18 protein-coding genes and 1 other annotated feature are annotated in these 21,037 nt (G+C 39.4%); of the genes, 11 read left to right on the top strand and 7 right to left on the bottom strand.

Features of this window, described 5'->3' with window-relative positions; genetic code table 11:
• Nucleotide 1: 1 nt before the first annotated feature.
• The 3 genes from ACHBHN_RS05805 to yfmF all read right to left on the bottom strand — a co-directional run bounded on the left by ACHBHN_RS05805 (nucleotide 2) and on the right by yfmF (nucleotide 3,468).
• Nucleotides 2–832, bottom strand: coding sequence for a helix-turn-helix domain-containing protein (locus ACHBHN_RS05805; protein WP_394733782.1), 831 nt, complete (start codon nucleotides 830–832; stop codon nucleotides 2–4).
• 105 nt (nucleotides 833–937) lie between these two features.
• Entirely contained in the window at nucleotides 938–2,218 is a 1,281-nt protein-coding gene (gene yfmH / locus ACHBHN_RS05800) for an EF-P 5-aminopentanol modification-associated protein YfmH (protein WP_394733781.1), read from the bottom strand.
• Nucleotides 2,215–3,468 (bottom strand): EF-P 5-aminopentanol modification-associated protein YfmF, encoded by a 1,254-nt coding sequence (gene yfmF / locus ACHBHN_RS05795; RefSeq protein WP_394731819.1) that lies wholly within the window; start codon nucleotides 3,466–3,468, stop codon nucleotides 2,215–2,217. Before yfmF ends, yfmH begins: the two co-directional genes overlap by 4 nt.
• Nucleotides 3,469–3,542: 74 nt before the next feature.
• Here yfmF and yaaA point away from each other — a divergent pair, with 74 nt between their 5' ends.
• Both yaaA and recF read left to right on the top strand, forming a co-directional pair.
• The gene (gene yaaA / locus ACHBHN_RS05790; protein WP_105160711.1) at nucleotides 3,543–3,926 is read left to right on the top strand and encodes a S4 domain-containing protein YaaA; all 384 of its coding nucleotides are present in this window, start codon (nucleotides 3,543–3,545) and stop codon (nucleotides 3,924–3,926) included.
• 1 nt (nucleotide 3,927) lies between these two features.
• Nucleotides 3,928–5,022, top strand: a complete 1,095-nt coding sequence (gene recF, locus ACHBHN_RS05785) for a DNA replication/repair protein RecF (protein ID WP_105160710.1) — start codon at nucleotides 3,928–3,930, stop codon at nucleotides 5,020–5,022.
• 43 nt (nucleotides 5,023–5,065) lie between these two features.
• Here recF and guaB read toward each other — a convergent pair whose 3' ends face one another.
• Both guaB and trpS read right to left on the bottom strand, forming a co-directional pair.
• Nucleotides 5,066–6,547, bottom strand: a complete 1,482-nt coding sequence (gene guaB / locus ACHBHN_RS05780; protein WP_105111334.1) for an IMP dehydrogenase — start codon at nucleotides 6,545–6,547, stop codon at nucleotides 5,066–5,068.
• Between the two features lie 220 nt (nucleotides 6,548–6,767).
• Complete coding sequence (trpS, locus tag ACHBHN_RS05775; protein WP_105160709.1) at nucleotides 6,768–7,793, bottom strand: tryptophan--tRNA ligase; 1,026 nt, start codon at nucleotides 7,791–7,793, stop codon at nucleotides 6,768–6,770.
• A gap of 74 nt (nucleotides 7,794–7,867) precedes the next feature.
• Nucleotides 7,868–8,078, bottom strand: a binding site (T-box leader).
• Nucleotides 8,079–8,186: 108 nt separating this feature from the next.
• On the opposite strand from trpS, the gene ACHBHN_RS05770 reads away from it, so the two are divergent.
• From ACHBHN_RS05770 to ACHBHN_RS05760, 3 genes are all read left to right on the top strand, one after another.
• Nucleotides 8,187–9,059, top strand: coding sequence for a YitT family protein (locus tag ACHBHN_RS05770; protein ID WP_105111361.1), 873 nt, complete (start codon nucleotides 8,187–8,189; stop codon nucleotides 9,057–9,059).
• Nucleotides 9,060–9,124: 65 nt separating this feature from the next.
• Nucleotides 9,125–10,747: an ATP-binding cassette domain-containing protein gene (locus tag ACHBHN_RS05765; protein WP_105111336.1), complete on the top strand. Its 1,623-nt coding sequence runs from the start codon at nucleotides 9,125–9,127 to the stop codon at nucleotides 10,745–10,747.
• Between the two features lie 38 nt (nucleotides 10,748–10,785).
• Nucleotides 10,786–13,356: a YfhO family protein gene (locus tag ACHBHN_RS05760; RefSeq protein WP_105160708.1), complete on the top strand. Its 2,571-nt coding sequence runs from the start codon at nucleotides 10,786–10,788 to the stop codon at nucleotides 13,354–13,356.
• Between the two features lie 392 nt (nucleotides 13,357–13,748).
• Here ACHBHN_RS05760 and ACHBHN_RS05755 read toward each other — a convergent pair whose 3' ends face one another.
• Nucleotides 13,749–16,190: an SEC10/PgrA surface exclusion domain-containing protein gene (locus ACHBHN_RS05755; RefSeq protein WP_394733780.1), complete on the bottom strand. Its 2,442-nt coding sequence runs from the start codon at nucleotides 16,188–16,190 to the stop codon at nucleotides 13,749–13,751.
• Nucleotides 16,191–16,339: 149 nt separating this feature from the next.
• Here ACHBHN_RS05755 and ACHBHN_RS05750 point away from each other — a divergent pair, with 149 nt between their 5' ends.
• Nucleotides 16,340–16,672, top strand: coding sequence for a helix-turn-helix domain-containing protein (locus ACHBHN_RS05750; protein ID WP_024378806.1), 333 nt, complete (start codon nucleotides 16,340–16,342; stop codon nucleotides 16,670–16,672).
• A gap of 56 nt (nucleotides 16,673–16,728) precedes the next feature.
• Here the strand turns inward: ACHBHN_RS05750 and ACHBHN_RS05745 are convergent, their stop codons facing one another.
• Nucleotides 16,729–17,436 carry a hypothetical protein gene (locus ACHBHN_RS05745; protein WP_394733779.1) on the bottom strand — a complete coding sequence of 236 codons (708 nt, stop codon included), beginning with the start codon at nucleotides 17,434–17,436 and terminating at the stop codon, nucleotides 16,729–16,731.
• A 227-nt stretch (nucleotides 17,437–17,663) separates the two neighbouring features.
• Between ACHBHN_RS05745 and ACHBHN_RS05740 the strand changes: the two genes are divergently transcribed.
• From ACHBHN_RS05740 to ACHBHN_RS05720, 5 genes are all read left to right on the top strand, one after another.
• Nucleotides 17,664–17,951: a hypothetical protein gene (locus ACHBHN_RS05740; RefSeq protein WP_394733778.1), complete on the top strand. Its 288-nt coding sequence runs from the start codon at nucleotides 17,664–17,666 to the stop codon at nucleotides 17,949–17,951.
• 49 nt (nucleotides 17,952–18,000) lie between these two features.
• A complete protein-coding gene (locus ACHBHN_RS05735; RefSeq protein ID WP_394733777.1) occupies nucleotides 18,001–18,495 on the top strand; it encodes a hypothetical protein in 495 nt (164 codons plus the stop codon).
• Nucleotides 18,492–19,259, top strand: coding sequence for a type IV secretory system conjugative DNA transfer family protein (locus ACHBHN_RS05730; protein ID WP_394733776.1), 768 nt, complete (start codon nucleotides 18,492–18,494; stop codon nucleotides 19,257–19,259). The genes ACHBHN_RS05735 and ACHBHN_RS05730 overlap by 4 nt, the downstream gene beginning before the upstream one ends.
• A gap of 93 nt (nucleotides 19,260–19,352) precedes the next feature.
• A complete protein-coding gene (locus ACHBHN_RS05725) occupies nucleotides 19,353–20,591 on the top strand; it encodes a replication initiation factor domain-containing protein (protein WP_394733775.1) in 1,239 nt (412 codons plus the stop codon).
• 57 nt (nucleotides 20,592–20,648) lie between these two features.
• Nucleotides 20,649–20,987, top strand: coding sequence for a DUF771 domain-containing protein (locus ACHBHN_RS05720; RefSeq protein ID WP_044775403.1), 339 nt, complete (start codon nucleotides 20,649–20,651; stop codon nucleotides 20,985–20,987).
• Nucleotides 20,988–21,037: the final 50 nt, after the last annotated feature.

Genomic DNA, 21,037 nt, shown 5'->3' with positions numbered 1-21,037 from the left:
ATTATTCAACCGTTAAATAGATAACTCCAGGATCAGCTGTGATGGCTGACGTATCCAAACTATTGCCAGCAATTTTGATAGAGACACCCTCTGTCACACCTAAAACCAGATTAGCGGCGTTTATGCCTTCTGGAATAGTCGCCGTGACTGTATTGGTTTCTGGAGATAGAACAAATCCACCCGCAATTTCTGAATCAGATAGACTGACCCAGCTAGTAGCATCTGTCACGGAAAGTTCCACCTCAACTGGACCCGCGTGTTCAGAAAGGACGACCGTCAACTCTGAGCCACCACCCGAGGTCGTTAAAGTCCCTGAAGCCAACTCCTCTTGACTAGATGAACTAGAGGATTCATCTGTACTTGTAGAAGATGTATCAATTGCTTCCTCTGTCGATTCTGGGGAACTCTCTGAAACCACCTGGATAGTCGACGGAGCCAACTCTTTTCGTTCTTGATTCTGAACTCTATTCAATACGACATAGGTCAACAAGATAAAGATAGAGGTCGCAGCTAGTAGCAGGTAAACCAATGGTAAAATCGACGGTTTCTTCTTTCTAACCTTATAGCTTCGTTTTAATTCTGAAGCATGCTCTTCTTCCTGCCCATCCTCATGATAGATGACCAAACTATTTGTCATAAAAGCATCTACCAGGACATCACCATCTAGGTCTAGTACTTCCGCATATTTTTGCAAGAAAGAACGCGTATAGGATGGGTCTGGTATGACATCAAAGTTATTAAATTCTAAGGCCTGTAAGTACTTAGCTTGAATCCCCGTCAATCGCTGAATTTCTACAAAATTCCAACCGCGACTCTCTCGGGCAGACCGCAATACCTCTCCTATACTTTTCTGGATCATAGTTTCCTCTCACTTACAATAATTTTCAATATAATATTTTAACAAAAAACTCATGAAATTTCGATGATAAGTTGCTAATTATTTCGGAAAAATCATATAATCTGTCATATCACAGTTCTCAATAAAGGCTTGACCCACTTCCAAGACATCCTGCAGACCGATAGATTCTATCAACTGAGGAAGGTCGAAAATACTTGCCCCCTCCAAACTATTGGCTACAAAATGGGTGGCCGTAAATTCCAAAGAATTGAGACTACGGATAAAATCCCCGTACATTTCCTTCTTCAGCAGGGCCAAGTGTTCCTCCGAAACATCCGGATCCTTGGCGAAACGGCTGACAGCCTTGCGCAAGCTGGCTGATAAACTGATTGGTTCCTTGGTATCCGCTGAAAAAATGACATGATGATAGTCTGGTGTTACCTCAACCTGGAAATGGAAGGACGAATCAATTTTCCCCTGATCATACAAGGTCTGGTAACGCTGTGATGTCCAACCAAAAAGCATGGCAAACAAAAGTTGCAGGCTGATTCGATAGGATGGTAAGTGAGCGAGAGAAATGGAATCGTTGCCTCTCAGACCTAATGCCAATTTAGGGCTGGCCACTTCAAAATACTCAGTCCGATTTTTCAAAATATCCAACTTTTTAACCGGCAAATGCTCAATCGGCTCAATCTCTGTATCATTCTGGGCAAGCTGGAAAGTTTTTACATGTTTCCAGACCTTCTTAACATCAAAATTCCCAATGACAAACAGGCTCATTTTTGAAGGATGATAAAAAGTCTCAAAATTTTCATATAAATCCTCAGCAGTGATAGCCTTGATAGATTCAATCGTGCCAGCGATATCGTGAGCCAGGGCTGTTTCTGGATAAAGGGACGACAATATACCTGTATAGAGACGGTAGTCCGCATCATCCTGATACATCTCAATCTCTTGACCAATAATCCCCTGCTCCTTGGACACATTTTCAGCCGTAAAATGTGGCTCACGGACAAACTGCTGGAGCAAGGCCAGACATTCCAAAACATTTTCCGTTGTTGAAAAGAGGTAGCTAGTCTGCCTCAAGCTAGTATAGGCATTGGCACTAGCCCCCAAATCCGCAAACAAATTCATCACATCATCTTCATCAGCAGTCTCAAATAATTTATGCTCCAGAAAATGAGCAATCCCTTCAGGATAGGAATATTCCTGTCCCTTCTTTTTAAAATGAGTATGAAGGGCACCAAATTCTGTGGTCAAGATACCATAGGTTTCCTTAAAATCTGTTTTGGGAAGAAAGGTAACTGTCAACCCATTGTCAACTGTCGCATAGTAGAGTACTTCCTTCATGTAGGGGTACTTTTTTCTTCTAATTCTCATTCTTTAATGCCCTCCATGAAGTAAACAGCCTGTAAACGCACCAGCTGACCAACTCGTAAAATGTCCTCTCTAGATACCTTGTTTACAGCCTCAATCCACTCTCCCCATGTCACATTCCTTTGACCCATGGTGACCTGATTGTAAACTTGTTCCAGTAGATTATTTTGCCTATCCTGGGCCAGAGTTGCAGAATGAACCAGCATATTTTTTGTCAAATTTAGGTCATCCTCTGTAAACTTCCCTTGCTTAAGAGCCATAACTTGCTGTCTAATCAACTTGATAGCCTTGAGTTTATCTTGTCTGTTGATACCGGCATAAATCTTCAACATTCCTGAAAAGATTGAAATCTGACTGCCAATCGTATAGGCCAAACTTTCTTTTTCCCGCACATTCATAAATAATTTTGAATGGGAAAAAGCACCCAGTAAACCATTGAAAACCAATAAGGCTGGATAGTTTACATCATTGTAAACCACCTGTAAATGGTAAGCTAGTTCTAAAATCGATTGACGAGCCTCTTTTCGCTCAACTCTCTCCCTAGTAACCTTAGAATAAGCTTGCTGGTATTCTAATTCCAACTTGGGGTTACGGTATTTAAAACTGAAAGATGAAAACTTTTCTTGCACCAAAGCCTGGTCTACCTGACCGAGAACGAAAATATCAATCTTATCCAAGCGCAGCATGTTACTATAGGTTTTGAAGGCCGTCTCCGCCGTTACCTGCTCAACCAAATCAATCCGTCCAACACGGGGAATTTGAACTGCCTCATCCTCATAATAAAGTTTACTCATCTCAACATCCGCATGATAAAAATTGTCCTCCACCTCAGTTTCTAAAAAACTAATTAGATTATTTTTCTCAACTGCAAAGACATCTTCCTTAAAGGCACTGCCGTTCTTCAAAGGTTTGAAGAGACAGGCCTCAAGAAAATCAATAATCTCACCGGTAATATCCTCTTGTTCAGGCAAATAGTGAGGGTTGATGTAGGAAATCGTCAAATCCACAAAATGAACTCGTCCTCTCTTTGATACAGAAGTTGAAAAATGAGCTCCGTAGAGTTCTGCCAAACGCATCCGCAAGCGTTGGGCGCTAGGATAATCTTGATTGCCCATTTCTAGCAAATTCGCCACCAATACACGTCCTGCAACCGTCTGTTCACTCATCTCCGCCGCAAACCGCACACGAATTCGATTGGTCGTGAATTTATCTGATTCAATAAAATGAAGCTCAACACCTTCTTGTAATTTCATCCTTTGCCTCTTTCAAAACATTGTACCTTCCATTATACCAAATTGTGTTATAATATTCTGTAACGAGGTGACTTATGGAATTTAAATTATTCGACGACTACATTACCCTGCAAGCTCTGCTCAAAACAACTGGAATTGTGCATTCCGGCGGGGCTATCAAGGGCTTTTTAGAAGAGAATACCATCCTGTTTAATGGAGAGGATGAAAAAAGACGAGGTAAGAAAATCCGTGTCGGTGACAAAATCAGTCTACCGGACCACGGCATTGACATCACCCTTGTGGCTCCAAGTCAGGAAGAAATTCTACAGCACCAAGAAGATCAAGCTGAAAAAGCTCGTGTTGCTGCTATAGTAAAAAAACTCAACCAAGAAAACAAAAAGCAGAAGAAACAAGCTCCTCCTGTCAAGAAATCTGTAAAGAAGGTTGACAGGAAACCTGTCCGTTTCCCAGGTACCTAAGATGTGGCTAGAAAAATTACAACTACGCCACTTTCGCAATTATGACCAATTAGATATTGAGTTCCATAAAGGGCTCAATGTCTTTTTGGGACAGAATGCACAGGGTAAGACCAATATTTTAGAGTCTATTTATTTTTTAGCTTTGACACGCAGTCACCGCACTCGTTCAGATAAGGATTTACTCCAATTTGAAGAAAAAGAGGTATCCATTCAAGGTTTACTCCACCGGACTAGCGGTAAACTTCCACTTGACATCAACTTGACAGAAAAGGGGCGGGTGACCAAGGTTAATCACCTCAAACAAGCCAAATTGTCCAACTATATCGGGCACTTGAACGTTGTTCTTTTTGCACCGGAAGATTTACAGCTCATCAAAGGAGCACCTGCCCTCCGCCGAAAATTTATTGACGTTGAGTTGGGGCAAATAAAACCCGTCTACCTATCAGACTTGTCCAACTACAATCACGTTCTCAAACAGCGAAATACCTATCTAAAATCAACCGAAAAAGTTGACATGGATTTTCTCAGCGTACTAGACTATCAACTAGCTGATTACGGTAGTCGTGTTATCCAGCATCGGATTGATTTCCTCAAAAAATTAGAGGAATTTGGTAGCCGAAAAATAGCCGAAATTTCTGGTCAAAAAGAAGAACTTCGGATTGACTACCTATCATCTGTTTCGTTGACAGACTCTGTCAACCTTGTTGACGATTTCTTGACAGATTTAGAAAAAAGTCGGAAACGAGATTTGTTCAAAAAAAATACTGGAGTGGGACCTCACAGAGACGATATTGCTTTCTTCATCAATGGTATGAATGCCCATTATGGTAGCCAAGGTCAACATCGTAGCCTCGTTCTCTCTCTTAAACTGGCTGAGATTGAGCTCATGAAAGAAATTACGCGAGAATATCCGATTTTACTGCTCGACGATGTGATGAGTGAATTGGACAATAGCCGTCAAGTCAAATTACTGGAAACCATCACAGATAAAATTCAAACCTTTATCACGACAACTTCCCTAGACCATCTCCATCAACTCCCAGAAAGTCTAAAAATATTCCATATTTCCAAGGGAACTGTAAAAGAAGACCTGTAAATATCGTTTACAAGTCTTTCTTTTTTATTTACAGTTTTGTCAATTATTGTACGGAATAGTTTGGTGCTTCGTTTGTAATTTGAACGTCGTGTGGGTGACTTTCTTTCAAACCAGCGCCTGACATTTCAATAAATTGAGCATTTTCACGTAATTCTGTTAGGTTGCCTGCTCCGACATACCCCATACCTGAGCGGAGACCACCGACCATTTGGAAAATCATATCTGCAACAGAACCTTTATAAGCGACACGACCTTCAATACCTTCTGGAACCAGCTTGTTTGCCTCATTGACAGAAGCTTGGAAATAGCGATCCTTAGAACCTTGTTTCATGGCTGCGATAGAGCCCATACCGCGGTAGGTCTTGAATTTACGTCCTTGGAAGATTTCTGTTTCCCCCGGTGCTTCATCTGTTCCTGCAAACATTGACCCCAACATAACCGCATGACCACCAGCAGCCAAGGCCTTAACAATATCACCTGAATACTTGATACCACCGTCCGCAATGATGGTCTTACCATACTCACGCGCAACGCCAGCAGCATCGTAAATAGCAGTAACCTGTGGTACACCAACACCCGCAATAACACGAGTGGTACAGATAGAACCAGGTCCAATACCCACCTTGACAACATCCACACCAGCCTCGTAAAGGGCACGAGCTCCCTCAGCTGTAGCAATATTACCTGCAATCAAAGTACGGTCTGGGAAGTGGGCACGAATTTCCGCAATCTTACGGAGAACACCAGCAGAATGCCCATGAGCTGTGTCAATAACAATGGCATCTGCACCAGCTTCAAAGAGAGCCTCCGCACGTTCAAAAGTATCAGAAGTGACACCGACCGCACCAGCTACCAAGAGACGACCAAATTCATCCTTGGCAGCATTTGGAAATTCAATCACTTTTTCAATGTCTTTAATCGTAATCAAGCCTGACAAACGACCATTTTCATCCACCAAAGGCAATTTTTCAATACGGTGTTGGTGGAGAATCGCCTCAGCAGTTTCCAAATCCGTTCCAACAGGAGCTGTTACCAAACCATCGCTGGTCATATTGCTAGAAATCGGCTGTGAGTAATCGGTGATAAAACGCATATCACGGTTGGTAATAATACCCACCAGTTTGCGATTTTCCAGGGTTTCAACAATCGGCACACCTGAAATACGGTAAGTCGCCATCAATTTTTCAGCCTCTGCAATTGTATGCTCTGGTGTTAAGAAGAATGGGTCAATAATAACCCCATTTTCAGAACGTTTTACCTTACGCACTTCATCTGCCTGCTCTGCAATGGACATATTCTTGTGAATGACACCCAGACCACCTGCACGCGCCATAGCAATCGCCATTTTGCTGTCAGTTACAGTATCCATAGCTGCTGAAATGATAGGAAGATTGAGGGTCAAATTCGGAGCTAACTGTGTCTTTAAGTCAATATCGTGTGGCAAGACATGGCTCTCAGCCGGAATGAGCAAGACATCATCAAATGTAAAGCCTTTTTTCAAAAATTTAGTTTCCCAATTTGACATGGATGGTTTCCTCTTTTCTCTTTTGTTTGAAATTTATTTTATCTATGATAACATTTTAAGAATATTTGTCAATCATTATTCGTCTTAATATCATTAAACATAAAAATCCAGAAAATTCTTTCCTAAAATATAAAACATTTACGAACGTTTTGGTTTTAAAAAATCACAATTAAAAATAAAAAAGCAACGTTTTTCAACATCACTTCTTCATTCGTTAGTCCTATTTAAAATAGTTGATTCCCATAGCATCCTTGACTTGGTCCAGAGTAGTTGCTGCTACTTGACGAGCTTTTTGACTGCCTGCCTCTAACATAGCATAGACCTGTCCCATATCTTTGGCAAACTCGATGCGACGCTCACGGATTGGCCCCAACTCACGTTCTAAGATATCCAAAAGATAGCGTTTGGTTTTGACATCTCCCAGACCACCGCGCTGGTAATGCTCCTTCATGGCCTCAATCTCAGCCTGATCTTCCTCACGACCAAAAACATCCAAATAATGGAAAACCATATTTCCTTCAATCTGACCCGGATCCTCGACACGGATATGGTTCGGGTCGGTATACATGGACATGACTTTCTTTTTCAAAGTGTCCATGTCATCTGCCAGATAAATCCCATTGCCAAGTGATTTAGACATCTTGGCATTGCCATCCAACCCCGGCAAACGACCTGCAGCCTCGTTTTCAGGGTAAATCCCTTCTGGTTCCACCAAAACATCCGTCTGATAAGCGTGATTAAAACTACGAACCAGCTCACGGGTCTGCTCAATCATGGGCTTTTGATCGGTTCCAACTGGTACAAAGTTTGCCTTGAAAGCTGTAATATCTGCAGCCTGAGAAACCGGGTAGACCAAGAAACCTGCTGGAATGCCTTCACCAAAGCCCTTCTGGGCAATTTCTGTCTTGACAGTCGGATTGCGTTCCAGACGAGCAACTGACACAAGGTTCATATAGTACATGGTCAATTCAGCCAATTCTGGAATCTGACTTTGGATGAAAATGGTTGTCTTAGCTGGATCGAGACCTGCCGCTAAGTAGTCCAAGGCTACGTTACCAACCGACTCAATAATCTTCTGCGGTTCTTTAGCATGGTCTGTCAAAGCCTGCTGGTCTGCCAAAAATACAAATAATTCATGATTGCCTGCATTCTGTAAGAGCACACGATTTTTCAAGGAACCTACATAATGACCAATATGTAATTTTCCGGTCGGTCGATCGCCTGTTAAAATAATTGGTTTTGTCATAACTTCTCCTTTTACACTTATTTACAACACTGTAAACTTATTGTGAACAAAAATAAAAGCCCAGCACAAGTCTGTGCAAGGGCGTCAAGGACACGGTACCACCTTAGCTTATGAACAGTAAAGCCATTCATTTCTCTTTGCACATAAGGCCTGCTAGCCAAATCCTTATTTGTTCAGATTTCTATTTACCATCAGCCCATTCATAAAGAAGAATTACTTGTTTACACCGACCACAAGCTCTCTAAAAACCGTTCCTTTACTACTCTTCTGATTGATTATCATTATAACTGCTAACTAAGAGAAAGTCAAGCTGAGAAAGCCTTGACGATTGGCTTAAAATTCTGCATAATAGAACGTGCGTGTATATTAGAATATAGTATTAAAGGAGAAATCATGAAAGACAAGTTAAAAGATATTTCATTTGTGACGGCGGGTAGCATCATTATGGCTATTGGCTTCAATAGTTTTTTTCTGGAAAGTAATATTGTATCTGGAGGAATTGGTGGCCTGGCCATTGCCCTAAACACATTATTCGGTTGGGACCCAGCTACCTTTGTACTATTCTGCAATATTCCTCTCCTGGTAATGTGTTTCTATTTCCTTGGGAAATCTGTCTTTGTAAAAACTGTTTACGGTGCCATCCTCTATCCATTCTGCATGAAATTAACAGCTGGTTTGCCAAATTTGACCGATAATCCTTTACTTGCTGCAATTTTTGGCGGTATTGTTCTAGGTTTTGGTCTCGGACTTGTCTTTCTCGGTAATTCATCAACGGGAGGAACAGGCATCCTCATCCAATTTATCCATAAGTATTCTCCCCTATCACTCAGTCAAACCATGGTTATTATTGATGGTATTATCGTTGGCCTTGGCTTTATCGCCTTCGATCCTGATACTGTCATGTACTCCATCCTTGCCTTGATGACCATCAGCTATGTGATCAACCGTATGATGACGGGTACAAACTCTTCTCGAAACCTTTTTATTATTTCCCAAAAATACAAGGAAATCAAATCCTATATCACAACCGAAGTGGACCGTGGAGTAACAGAATTGCCCGTAATTGGTGGCTATACTGGGTCTGAAAAACGTATGTTAATGACAACTGTTTCTATCCCAGAAGTACAAAAATTGGAAAATCATATACTCCAAATTGACGAAACAGCCTTTATTATTATCTTACCAGCTAGCCAAGTTCGTGGTCGCGGCTTCAGCTTACAAAAAGATCATAAATCCTATGACGAAGATATTTTGATCCCAGGATGATTATAATTGAAGTTTAGACTGCTTTCTAGTACAATAAATCTAATAGACAGAAAATAGGAGAAACTATGCTTACAGTATCAGACGTGTCGCTCCGCTTTAGCGACCGCAAATTATTCGACGATGTCAACATCAAGTTTACAGCTGGAAATACCTACGGTTTGATTGGTGCCAACGGTGCCGGTAAATCAACTTTCCTGAAGATTTTAGCAGGAGATATTGAGCCAACAACTGGCCACATTTCACTCGGTCCAGACGAGCGTTTGTCCGTCCTCCGTCAGAATCACTTTGACTACGAAGATGAGCGCGTGATTGACGTGGTTATCATGGGAAATGAGCAGCTATATAGCATTATGAAGGAAAAAGATGCTATTTACATGAAGGAAGATTTTTCTGATGAAGACGGTGTCCGTGCTGCCGAGTTGGAGGGCGAATTTGCCGAGCTTGGTGGCTGGGAAGCTGAAGCTGAGGCTTCACAATTGCTCCAAAACCTGAACATTGCTGAAGACCGCCACTACCAAAACATGAGCGAATTAACCAACGGTGAAAAGGTTAAGGTGCTTTTGGCCAAGGCCCTCTTTGGTAAGCCAGACGTCCTTCTGCTGGACGAGCCGACCAACGGTTTGGACATCCAGTCTATCAACTGGTTAGAAGATTTCTTGATTGATTTTGAAAATACCGTCATCGTCGTATCCCACGATCGCCACTTCCTCAACAAAGTGTGTACCCACATGGCGGACTTAGATTTCGGTAAAATCAAAATTTTTGTCGGTAACTACGACTTCTGGAAACAATCATCTGAATTGGCAGCCCGTTTACAGGCTGACCGCAATGCTAAGGCGGAAGAAAAAATCAAGGAATTGCAAGAATTCGTTGCCCGTTTCTCTGCCAACGCTTCAAAATCCAAACAGGCAACCTCTCGTAAAAAAATGCTGGATAAAATCGAGTTGGAAGAAATCATTCCATCCAGCCGTAAGTACCCATTTATCAACTTCAAGGCCGAGCGTGAGATTGGTAACGACCTGCTGACAGTTGAAAATCTCAAGGTTGTTATCGATGGAGAGACGATTTTGGACAATATCAGCTTTATCCTCCGTCCAGGTGATAAGGCCGCTATCATCGGTCAAAACGACATCCAGACAACTGCCCTTATGCGTGCCCTGGCTGGCGACATCGACTATGAAGGAACCATCAAATGGGGTGTAACCACTTCACAATCTTACCTGCCAAAAGACAATACAAAAGACTTCGCAACTGGCGAATCTATCTTGGAATGGCTCCGTCAGTTCGCTGAAAAAGGTGAAGACGACGATACATTCTTGCGTGGATTCCTTGGTCGTATGCTTTTCTCAGGCGACGAAGTCAAGAAGTCTGTCAACGTCTTGTCAGGGGGAGAAAAAGTCCGTGTCATGCTATCTAAGCTCATGCTGCTCAAGTCAAACGTCCTCTTGCTGGATGACCCAACCAACCACTTGGACTTGGAATCCATCTCTAGCCTTAACGATGGCGTGAAAGACTTCAAAGAGTCCGTTATCTTTGCCAGTCACGACCATGAATTCATTCAAACCATTGCCAACCACATCGTTGTCATCTCGAAAAACGGGGTCATTGACCGTATCGATGAGACCTATGATGAGTTCCTTGAAAATGCTGAAGTACAGGCAAAAGTTCAAGAACTCTGGAAAGCATAATCAAAAAAGGCGATTTTATCGCCTTTTCTTATAAATTTATGAAATCAATTTTTAAACATAAGTCCATTTTTTATCTATTAGCCTTTTTTCTTCCCTTTACAATAATGGTCATTATCTTGTCAACCCAAGGTATTTGGTGGGGAAGTGATACAACCATTTTGGCCAGCGATGGGTTCCATCAATATGTCATCTTTCATCAAACTTTACGGAATGCTTTACACGGTAATAGTTCAATCTTTTATACCTTTACAAGTGGGTTAGGCTTGAATTTCTACGCCCTATCGTCTTACTACCTGGGCTCTTTTCTATCGCCTTTAGTATATTTCTTTGACTTGCAGTCCATGCCAGACTATATTTATCTGTCAACTATTGTAAAGTTTGGCTTGATAGGCTTGTCAACCTATACTAGCCTGAGAGGCATTTATAAAAACATCAAAACTGAATGGAGCTTACTTCTCTCTACCAGCCTTGCTCTCATGAGTTTCTCAACTAGTCAGTTAGAAATTTCCAGTTGGCTGGACGTTTTTATTCTGGTTCCTATTATTTTACTGAGTTTACACAGAATGCTGACTGGTAAAGGTCGGATTATCTACTATATCAGTCTAGCCTGTCTTTTCATTCAAAACTACTACTTTGGTTACATGACTGCCATCTTTTTATTGATTTGGACACTTGCTCAGCTAACAAAATTCGATAAAAAAATTATTCGATTTATAGACTTTACAGTGGTGTCAATTATGTCAACATTGACTGCTATGGTCATGTTACTGCCAACCTATCTAGACCTAAAGACTCACGGAGAGACATTTACAAAGATTGTCAACTTAAAAACTGAGGACTCCTGGTATCTAGACTTTTTTGCTAAGAGCCTAGTTGGAAGTTTTGACACCACAAAATTTGGATCTATTCCGATGATTTTTGTTGGACTAACTCCGCTAATTTTAGCCTTGCTCTACTTTACTGTCAAAGAAATAAAATGGCAGACAAAATTAGCAAATGGACTGCTAGTAACCTTTATCATTGCAAGTTTTTATCTACAACCACTCAATCTATTCTGGCAGGGAATGCACGCGCCAAATATGTTTCTCTACCGCTACGCCTGGGTACTATCTATTGTCATTATTTATCTAGCAGCAGAAACCAGCACCTATTTGACCAACATTAAAATATGGCAAATTTGCCTTCCCTTTACAATTCTGTCAACCGGTTTTATCCTCACATATATTTTTAAAAATCACTACTATTTCTTGGACACTGTAAACTTTTTACTAAGTTTTGAATTTCTCTTTGCCTATCTTGTTCTATTTGTCAGCCTTCATTATTTCAAGTTTGATATCAAGTGGATACCTCTTTCTTTCTTACTGTTTACCTTATTAGAACTTGGTCTCCACACTCATTACCAGGTTCAGGGAATTTCAGATGAGTGGCATTTCCCTAGTCGGTCGAATTACGAAGAAAAGTTGACAGATATTGACAATCTTGTAAAAGAGACTAAGAGTGACAATGAATACTTCTATCGAATGGAACGCTTGTTACCTCAAACCGGTAATGATAGCATGAAGTTCAATTATAATGGTATTTCTCAATTTTCATCCATTCGCAATCGCGCTTCTAGTTCTACTTTAGATAAACTGGGTTTCCGTTCAGACGGTACCAATCTAAATCTGCGTTACCAGAACAACACCTTGATTGCGGATAGCCTATTTGGCATAACCTACAATCTGGCAAGCACAAATCCCAATAAATATGGATTTGATTTTCAGAAGAGTACCGATAGTATCAGTCTCTATAAGAATAACTACAGTCAGGGATTAGCACTTTTGACCAATTCTGTTTACAAAGATATCAAGTTTACAAATATGTCCTTGGATAATCAATCTGCCTTTCTAAATGAACTGACAGGACTGGATTACAAGTATTTTTATCAGATTAAGGACGTTCAATCATTCAATGGTGTTGACCTTGGGGGCCGCATAACTGTAAATAAACCTGTCAATCAGATCGATGCAACTATTACTTATAAACTAAATGTTCCAGCCAATAGCCAGGTCTATCTCAATTTACCAAATATTAGCTTCTCAAACGACTCTGTCAAAAGAGTTGTCATAACTGTCAACAACCTGTCAAATGAGTTCACACTTGACAACAGCTTTTCCTTCTTCAATATTGGTTATTTCTTAGAGGATACTGAACTTTCCTTCTCTATTCATTTTCCAGAAAACGAACAAGTTAGCTTTGATAAACCGCAATTTTTTCGGTTAGACCTTGGCCAATATTCTGAGGCTATGGAAATACTAGCCAGTAAGCAAGTTGTATCCACCGTAAAGTCGAACAAGGTAGAAGTAGAATTTTCAAGTCAAAATCCTGCTAGTCTGCTCCTAACCCTTCCTTATGATAAGGGATGGACTGCAAGCATCGATGGTAAAAAAGTACCAATATTAAAAGCACAAAATGGTTTTATGAAACTGGACGTAGAGCCTGGTCAACGACAGGCCGTCTTGACATTTATTCCACATGGATTTTACTTGGGATTAGGAATTTCCACGACAGCTATCTGTTTCTTTATTTTCTATAATTATTTGTTCAATAGACATAAGAACCGAGGTTAAACCTCGGTTTTTGTAGTGCAAAAAAACCTTGATTTCTCAAGGTTTCCTAGTCTTTATTTACTCCGCCAACAGATAATTGTACGTTAAAATAAGTTAAAATAGATAACAAAAATAGCGATAATCAAGGGTTTGTCACTTATCTATGGAGTAATGAAAAGAAGGAATTTGACCAAATTTTGACCACATGAAATTTTATAAAATATTTATGTATTTCCTAAATTATGCAGAATTTTTATAAAAATACAGTCTGACCAAGTTTTGACAAAGAAGCATTTCGGAGTAACTATAGTAGTTTTTACATCTATATATTTCCCTAATCATAGGTAAAAAATTTCCAGTTTTAAAAATCAAAAATATCTTCCTACTAATTAAAAGTAAGAAGATATTTCTTTTTAACGATATTTCTTTCTACTCTTCACCAAAGCACCTAAACCAAGAATACCTAGTCCAAGATAGCTCAAGTTAGTCTTTGTATCACCTGTATTAGGTAATATTTTGACACTATCTTCAGTAGATTGTTTCAATTCTGAAGAATGATTAACTACTTTAGGAGTTACCTCAACCCCACCCTTAGTTTCAAAGGTAGGCGCATAGTCAACCGTAACCGCAGGAGTTTTACCCTCAGTAGTTGGAACTTCAGTGCTTGGAACTTCTTCAACAGGAACTTCTTCAGCAGGAACCTCTTCAGGAGTAAGACCAAGAGACGAAATGTCAAGAGTTGGCAACTCATGGTAAGCAGGCTCACCTTTGGCAGTGATAACTGGGATACCGTCCTCACCCTTGATGACATCAATTGTCACTGGCTTCTCGGGAGTCTCAACTGGTGTCTCAGGAGTTTCAACTGGAGTCTCAGGAGTTTCAACTGGAGTTTCAGGAGTAACTGGGGTCTCAGGAGTTTCTGGAGTAACTGGCACCTCAGGAGTAACTGGAACAGTTGGCTTAACCAAAGAGTTCATATAGAGCTTGTAAGCATCGACAGCCTGAGTGTGCTTATTCAAAGCATCCTTCAAAGCAGTCTTAGCAGTATTCAACTTAGACTTAGCAGAGTTTACGTTGTTAAGTGCAACTGGAATATCCGCTGTTTGACGAGTTACCTCTGCATTGGCATCGTTCAAAGCCTTCAACTTTTCATCACGAACAGTCTTAGCTGTTGTAAGAGCTGTGTCGGCAGATGCACGATTGAATACAGCCGTTGTAAGGTTAGATTTAGCCTGTTTCAGAGCTTCGTTCGCCAACGGAGTTTGAAGTGGTACAGCAAGTGCAGATTTCAAGTCAGCCTCTGCTTTCGTCAGGATACCCTGAGCGGTAGTTAGAGCAGTTTGGGCTGTGTCAGCATTGACCTTAGCGCCTGATGCCTTCATTTGAGCAGTAGCCAAGCGAGTTTGGGCTTCTGTCAAGGCTTGCTTGAGTTCTTGTGGGTTTACTGGATTTTCAATGAGACCCTCTTTGACAAGCTCAGAAATTTTACCGTTTGTGTACTCATGCAGAATACTTGAACCAAGCTCTACAGTGTTACCGTAGATACCTAAGTACTGAACTCCGACAGGAAAGGCTGAATGAACGTCATACAAACCTGCTGTTGAAATCGCATGTCCAAAGGCTTGCCAATCACGTGCGTCATCCAACATCATAATTTCAAGGGTTTCCGCCATACGTAGTTTTAAGTCAGCCAATGTGTAATCACGCTCATCGAAGAGTGTATAGTCAGGGTCTCCATTCTCTGCAAGGGTTTGATTAAACGCAGTTCTTGCATCTCTAATAGCTTGTCGGTTGTGACCCATACCAACAGGGTGATTACGGCTGAGATACCCGTCGGAAACCATCTTAGCCAAGTCCATCATACCTTGAGATACCAAGACTTTTGTGTCAACTCCGAGCTGGTCACGAATGTCATTGACAATCAACTGAGCATACTGCGTCAACTCAGTCCAATCCGCCATTGTCATCTCATTCAAGCCGTTACCACCTTGCTTGATGATAACACGTTGGTTTGACTCAACAGCGTCAAGAGCTTCTTTCAATTTGTCCATTGTGTTGTTAGCACGACTTTCAGCAAGTAGACGCTTGCTTTCAGCTTCAAGCTCTGTCCAAATGCGCTCACGCTCGGCAGTATTACCCTCACGAGAAGCCACATGGAAGTCTTTCAGCAATTGACCGTATGTGTCAGACAATTTAACAGAGAAGAGCGAATCAACCTCAGCTTGAGCTTTATCTACCTCCGCTTGAGCCTGATTTACTGCATCCTCGGCAATAGCCAAGGCATCGTTTGCTGTTTTCACATCAGCTTCAGCCTGTGCGACATCCAACTTAGCAGTATCAACCGCTGTTTGAGCCACATCAATCGCCTCTTGACGTTGAACATCCGCTTCCTCAGCAGGTTGGATACCCTCTTGAGCCGTAGACACCTCATTTTGAGCCGTTGTCACAGCTTCTTCTGCTGTCTTCAACTCAGAAGTCTTAGTCACCACATCAGCTTGAGCCGTAGTGTACTCCTCACGAGCCTGCTGTGCAATCTCATCCGCCACACGCTTCTCTTCTTGCTCAGTCGCCAACTGCTCTTGAGCTGTTGTCACAACCTCTTCTGCTTGAGTGACAGCCGTTTGAGCTTCCTCTACTTGATTAGCAGTTGCTTCAACCGCTTGCTCTAAAGCCGTTTGAGTAGATACCCCGTCAGCAACCGCCTCAGTAGCGCCCTCACCAGCGGTTGCAGTGACAACCTCTTCAGCCTTGGCAGATACCCCTGCCAACAAACCAAAGGTCAATACACCGACTGCACCAAAACCTTTCAATTTACGAATTGAACCTTGAGAATTTAAATTTTTGCTCTTTTTCATAAAACCTCCATCTGTATTAAATTAATCTTTTAAGGTTATTATACCGCTTTCTTTAGCTTTTAACAACTAAAACATATAATTAAAAACCTTTTAAGAAGTTTCTTCTTTACTATAAACCTTGTAAGATAATTATTAACGAGGTATTCAAGATGGAAAATGCGAGTTTGAGACAATATATTGGTAAGAGAATACGCCATTTACGACTAGAAAAAGGTTGGACACAAGACGAATTAGAAGAAAAAGCCGACCTTGGAATGAATTACGCTTACAAGATCGAACAATTAGCCACAAATATTAAAATTGATACGTTTGAAAGAATTTTAGAGGCACTTGAAACAGATATTGAACACTTTTTTGATATCAGCATCAAGGAAAATAGCCCTGAACTCTCACAATTATTAGACTCACTATCAGAACTGCCAAAAGACAAACAGGAAAAAAGTATAAAAGCTTTTCAAAGTTTATTGGAACAGATGAAGTAATATAGTAAAAAGCATGATACACAATAATTATTGTTAGTACCATGCTTTTTTATTTATCAAAAATAATAAAATAAAGCTAAGTCATAGTATTTTTTTAGCTCAGCCTGTAGTCTGGTGTACTCCTCTTCTAGTTCATTATATTTGATTTTCTTACTTCTAAATTTCTTATACAGATTTAGCCTGATTATCATTAGTTCACCTTCATGAGCGTTTCTAAAATCACCAATACTTAAAAATTTACATATATGTGAAAAGTCTTCAATATTGGTCAGTTCATGCAGAGATACTCCAATAATTTCCTTACTCCAATGGACATTTATTCCCTTTTTTTCTGGAATGACATACCATAATACTTTAACAAGCTGTTCTTCAAGTCTATCTTTTCTTAAACTTGAATCAGTGTAATCAATCCAATGTTTTTTTGCATCAAGGTCAGTCTGTAGTAAATCTTTTACTTTCTTTATCGCAGAGCTTAATTGGGTATTATATCCTTTTGTGAAAAAATATGTTCTAAATATCTCCGCTGCATCATCTATCTTTTCTTGACTCTCTAGAAATGATTTAAAAGTAATAGTTGCACCTTCTTTTTGTAAATACTGTTTATACAGTTTATAACATTTCCTAAAAATAATTTTTTCAGAATAACTCAACTCATCACTTTCTTTATCCTCCTTTGAAAATACTTTATCTAATTTTCGAAGCTCTTTATTTTCCAAATATCTAAGGTACAGTTTATTAATCTCAATTGCTGAAATTTTTTCCATAAAATTAATCCCTCTCTCTAAAAAATGTCACGATTTTTCCTTAACTACTCGAATTATATCATTTCAACTAAACCTAAACAAGGTCAACTAAGGCTGAAAAATAGTTGCTGATAAATATTAGGTTGTTTCAGTTATAATTAAAACCGAAAGGAGGAAATGAATTCAAAGAAGTTCCATCACTTCTAAATTTAAAGAAAAAAATTTGATGGTAGAGAGGAGAAATATTCATGGAATTTGAAGCTGTAAAAATACGTGGTATGTTGATGGGCGTAGCTTCAGCAACAGACTTTGAAACCAAAGCTGTTCTTGGGGTACAACTAGATATTGGATATCGCGCTGAGAGTGGTCGATTTATGACGAACAATATCAAAATCATGGGTGCAAATCAGGCTGATTTTACAACTTTTCTCGATGAAGTTGTTGAAATTCAACTCGAAAATGTGACAATCACTAGCTACCTACAATCAAATCGTGCGATGTTGTCGATTAAAGCTCAAAAAGCTACAATTTTATAGTTTTTCATGGGGAGGTACTCCCTCCCACTAATTTTTTTGGAGGTCCAAAATGGATTTAAAATTTGTTCTTATATCTTTTTTCTTATTAATCATCTTAAGCTTGCTAAAATACTTTGATTCGAAAGAACAAAAGCAACTTGCTCAAAGATTAGAACTCAATGAACAGTTAATTCTTGACGACATTGAGAACACCTCTAATAAAGTAGGTAAAGAACTAGGAAATACTATCACATTTTCTCGTTATGGTTACTTTTTGGTTTCAAGCACTCCAACAGACTCAGCAATGAGGTATCGATTTCCTTTGTTGATAAAGGATGAACTTGACGAAGAGGAATTACTCTATCTCGTTAAAAACTTAGTAATCGAATTAGACAAAAAGATTAAACAAAATTTCCATTTTTATTCACAAACACAAGATGTATCTGTTTATTTTATGTTTAATAATCAGATTACAAAACGTGAACAATTAAATTATCTAGATTTAGATATCTTCTTTTATCACAACCAAGAAGAGTTTAATCAACTCAAAGGGGACATGCCATGAGACTATTATTGGATCATTTACTATATAAAAAGTCTTCTCAATTTTTAAGGGAAGTGCCGTTTGACACTTCCCAACCACACCTTTTATGTATTGGTGCCAGTGGTAGTGGAAAGACAATCTGTGCAATTGCTTTACTCGCTAAAGAGATATATGAGTATTATCAGCAGACCAAAGAAGCTCCATTTTTGCTCGTAGCTGACTATAAAGCTGATAAAGACTTTGAATTTTTAGATGAGTTACCTACCTTCTTTCGATTTGATGAAGTAGACAAGTCTATTGAATTGGCATTAATTATCCTAGAACAACGACAATCCAAACGGGATAGCTCTAAGAGAAAAGTCATCCTCTTTATTGATGAGTGGGGTTCATACCTATCCAGTAAGGATAATAAGCAAAAGAATGAAGTCATCGCCAAGCTATCTAGGTTAATGATGCTTGGACGGTCATTCAATATTCAAGTTTTCATCTGCAACCAGCGTGGTGATGCTGAATATTTTGGGAAAATTAGAGATAATTTTTCATCCATGCTAGTATTAGGAACCCTTTCAAAAGAGACAATCCAAATGTTCTTCTCAGAAGAGAAAGATTTGATTGCCTCCTCGAATCCAAGGGGAGTAGGCTATCTTAAAGTCAGTGGGAAAAAGACTGTAAAAGTTATTGTCCCACATATTTCCCCTGATAAACTAGAAATCTGTCGAAGATGGATTCATTTTGCGGTGACATCTTCATCGCCAGTTTCATCGCTCTTTACCAGCCCAGACTAGCAGATAGGCTGGGCTGGTAAAGAGCCTATCAATAAGCACTCAATCTGGGTACTGTAATAACCCAGATTCCACTTAATTCAAAAAGGAGAAAATATGTATAACTTAATCGATTTACAAAATTTCGATAAACAGTCTCTACACGTTAATATTGATGAGATTACAATTGTTATCCAGCCAACCGCTGAAACCATCGGAGAGTATCCAAGTCATTGGCAACAAATTGCTCAAGAATTAACAGAAATAATTGCTGATAAATTATCACTTCCTCAGCTTTGTGGAATGATGCAACTTGAGAAAATGGCTCCAAAGGGATATACAACTGCATATGGTTTTGAAAATATGCCCTATTTCTTTAGAATTGCGTTCCATGACCACTACATCAACATGGGGATTATTGTTAAGTTTTCCGCATCAGCACTCAGTTTCTACCGACAAATCTTTCAGGAGTTCTATAATGAACCGATTGAAGTTTACGATATTCTTCAACGCCTCAACGAACCCTATTGGGATATGCATCTTAGTCGAATAGACTTTTGTGCAGATTACTTTGATTTTCCTTTGTCAGTAAACGACATTTATCAAAATTTAAAAAAGAATAAATTTACAATTGTCACTAGCAAGGGGAAAAAGAGGCATTCAAAAACATCTGCTATCGAAATAAATCGAGAAGCTAAAACTATAACAATCGGTTCAAGAGGAAAGGGGACAAATAGTTTTCTAAAAATTTATGATAAAAAAGCTGAGCAATTAGAAAATAATGGTCGTTATGCTCAAGTCGCTCAGAATGTTGAAAGCTGGATACGTTTCGAGGTGACCTATAAAAAAGAGTATGCTAGACAGCTTACTAAACTAATCTTAGAGTTACCCTCCAGAGATTCACTACAGCAATTTATTGCAAACAAGATTGTTGAAAAATATTGTCTTGTAGACATTGAATCTAATAGAATTACTGAATATAGTCAATCGCTGTTAGATTTTTCTTCTTACTCACTTCCACTCACATTGCTAAGCCCTAGAAATAATGAACTTATTCAGACCGTTCACTATATGCTAAAAGGTAGTGGCTTCTTTCCCTTATTAAGAAAAGTAGAAGAAATATGGGGAGTAAATGCAGTGACCATTTTAATCAAACGATTATTATTTGAGTATGAGTTCAACTATGTGCCAAATCCTGACTTAAATATTTGGCTCAAGAAAAATCTCCTAGAACTTCAGGTACTTGATTTTGAAGAATACTTAGAAAGTATTATTGAGATTTTCTATAAAAAGAACGCCTCTTCTTCTAAAGTAACCGCCAAGAAACCAAGAAGAAAAGACGCCAACAAGTTGTAGAGATAAGGCTAGGCTTATCCCTAGTCATTATCTCATATTAAGAAAGGAATTTCCATAATGAGAATAAATGAAATAAACCTTGAATTTTCAGAAATCACAGTAAAACTTCCTGAAGGATATGCTATCCATTCAGAGGCTGAATATCAAGAACTACAAAAAAAGGCATCGATTGGTCACTATATGACACTGAATGAAGTTCTAGAGATGCTCTCTGTATCTCGTCCATGGCTACTTGAAAATGTCCTATATAAGCCAACCATTCGAAAACAAATTGACATTGACCAAAACCCAAATGGATTTGTAAAATATCCTCAGAATCGAGGAGGGCGTTATTACTTTCTAGCTAGCAAAACACGTGATTTTTTTGAACGGAATTTTCTAGAAATTTTCAAATAATTATGCTATGATAACCAAGACAACCCTTGGTTATCTGCTTTTTATGAAAG

It is taken from the genome of Streptococcus sp. A22, assembly GCF_043674215.1.
Lineage (GTDB): Bacteria > Bacillota > Bacilli > Lactobacillales > Streptococcaceae > Streptococcus > Streptococcus suis_V.
Note: the sequence above shows the minus strand (reverse complement) of the source record. Positions and strands in the feature narration are given on the sequence as shown.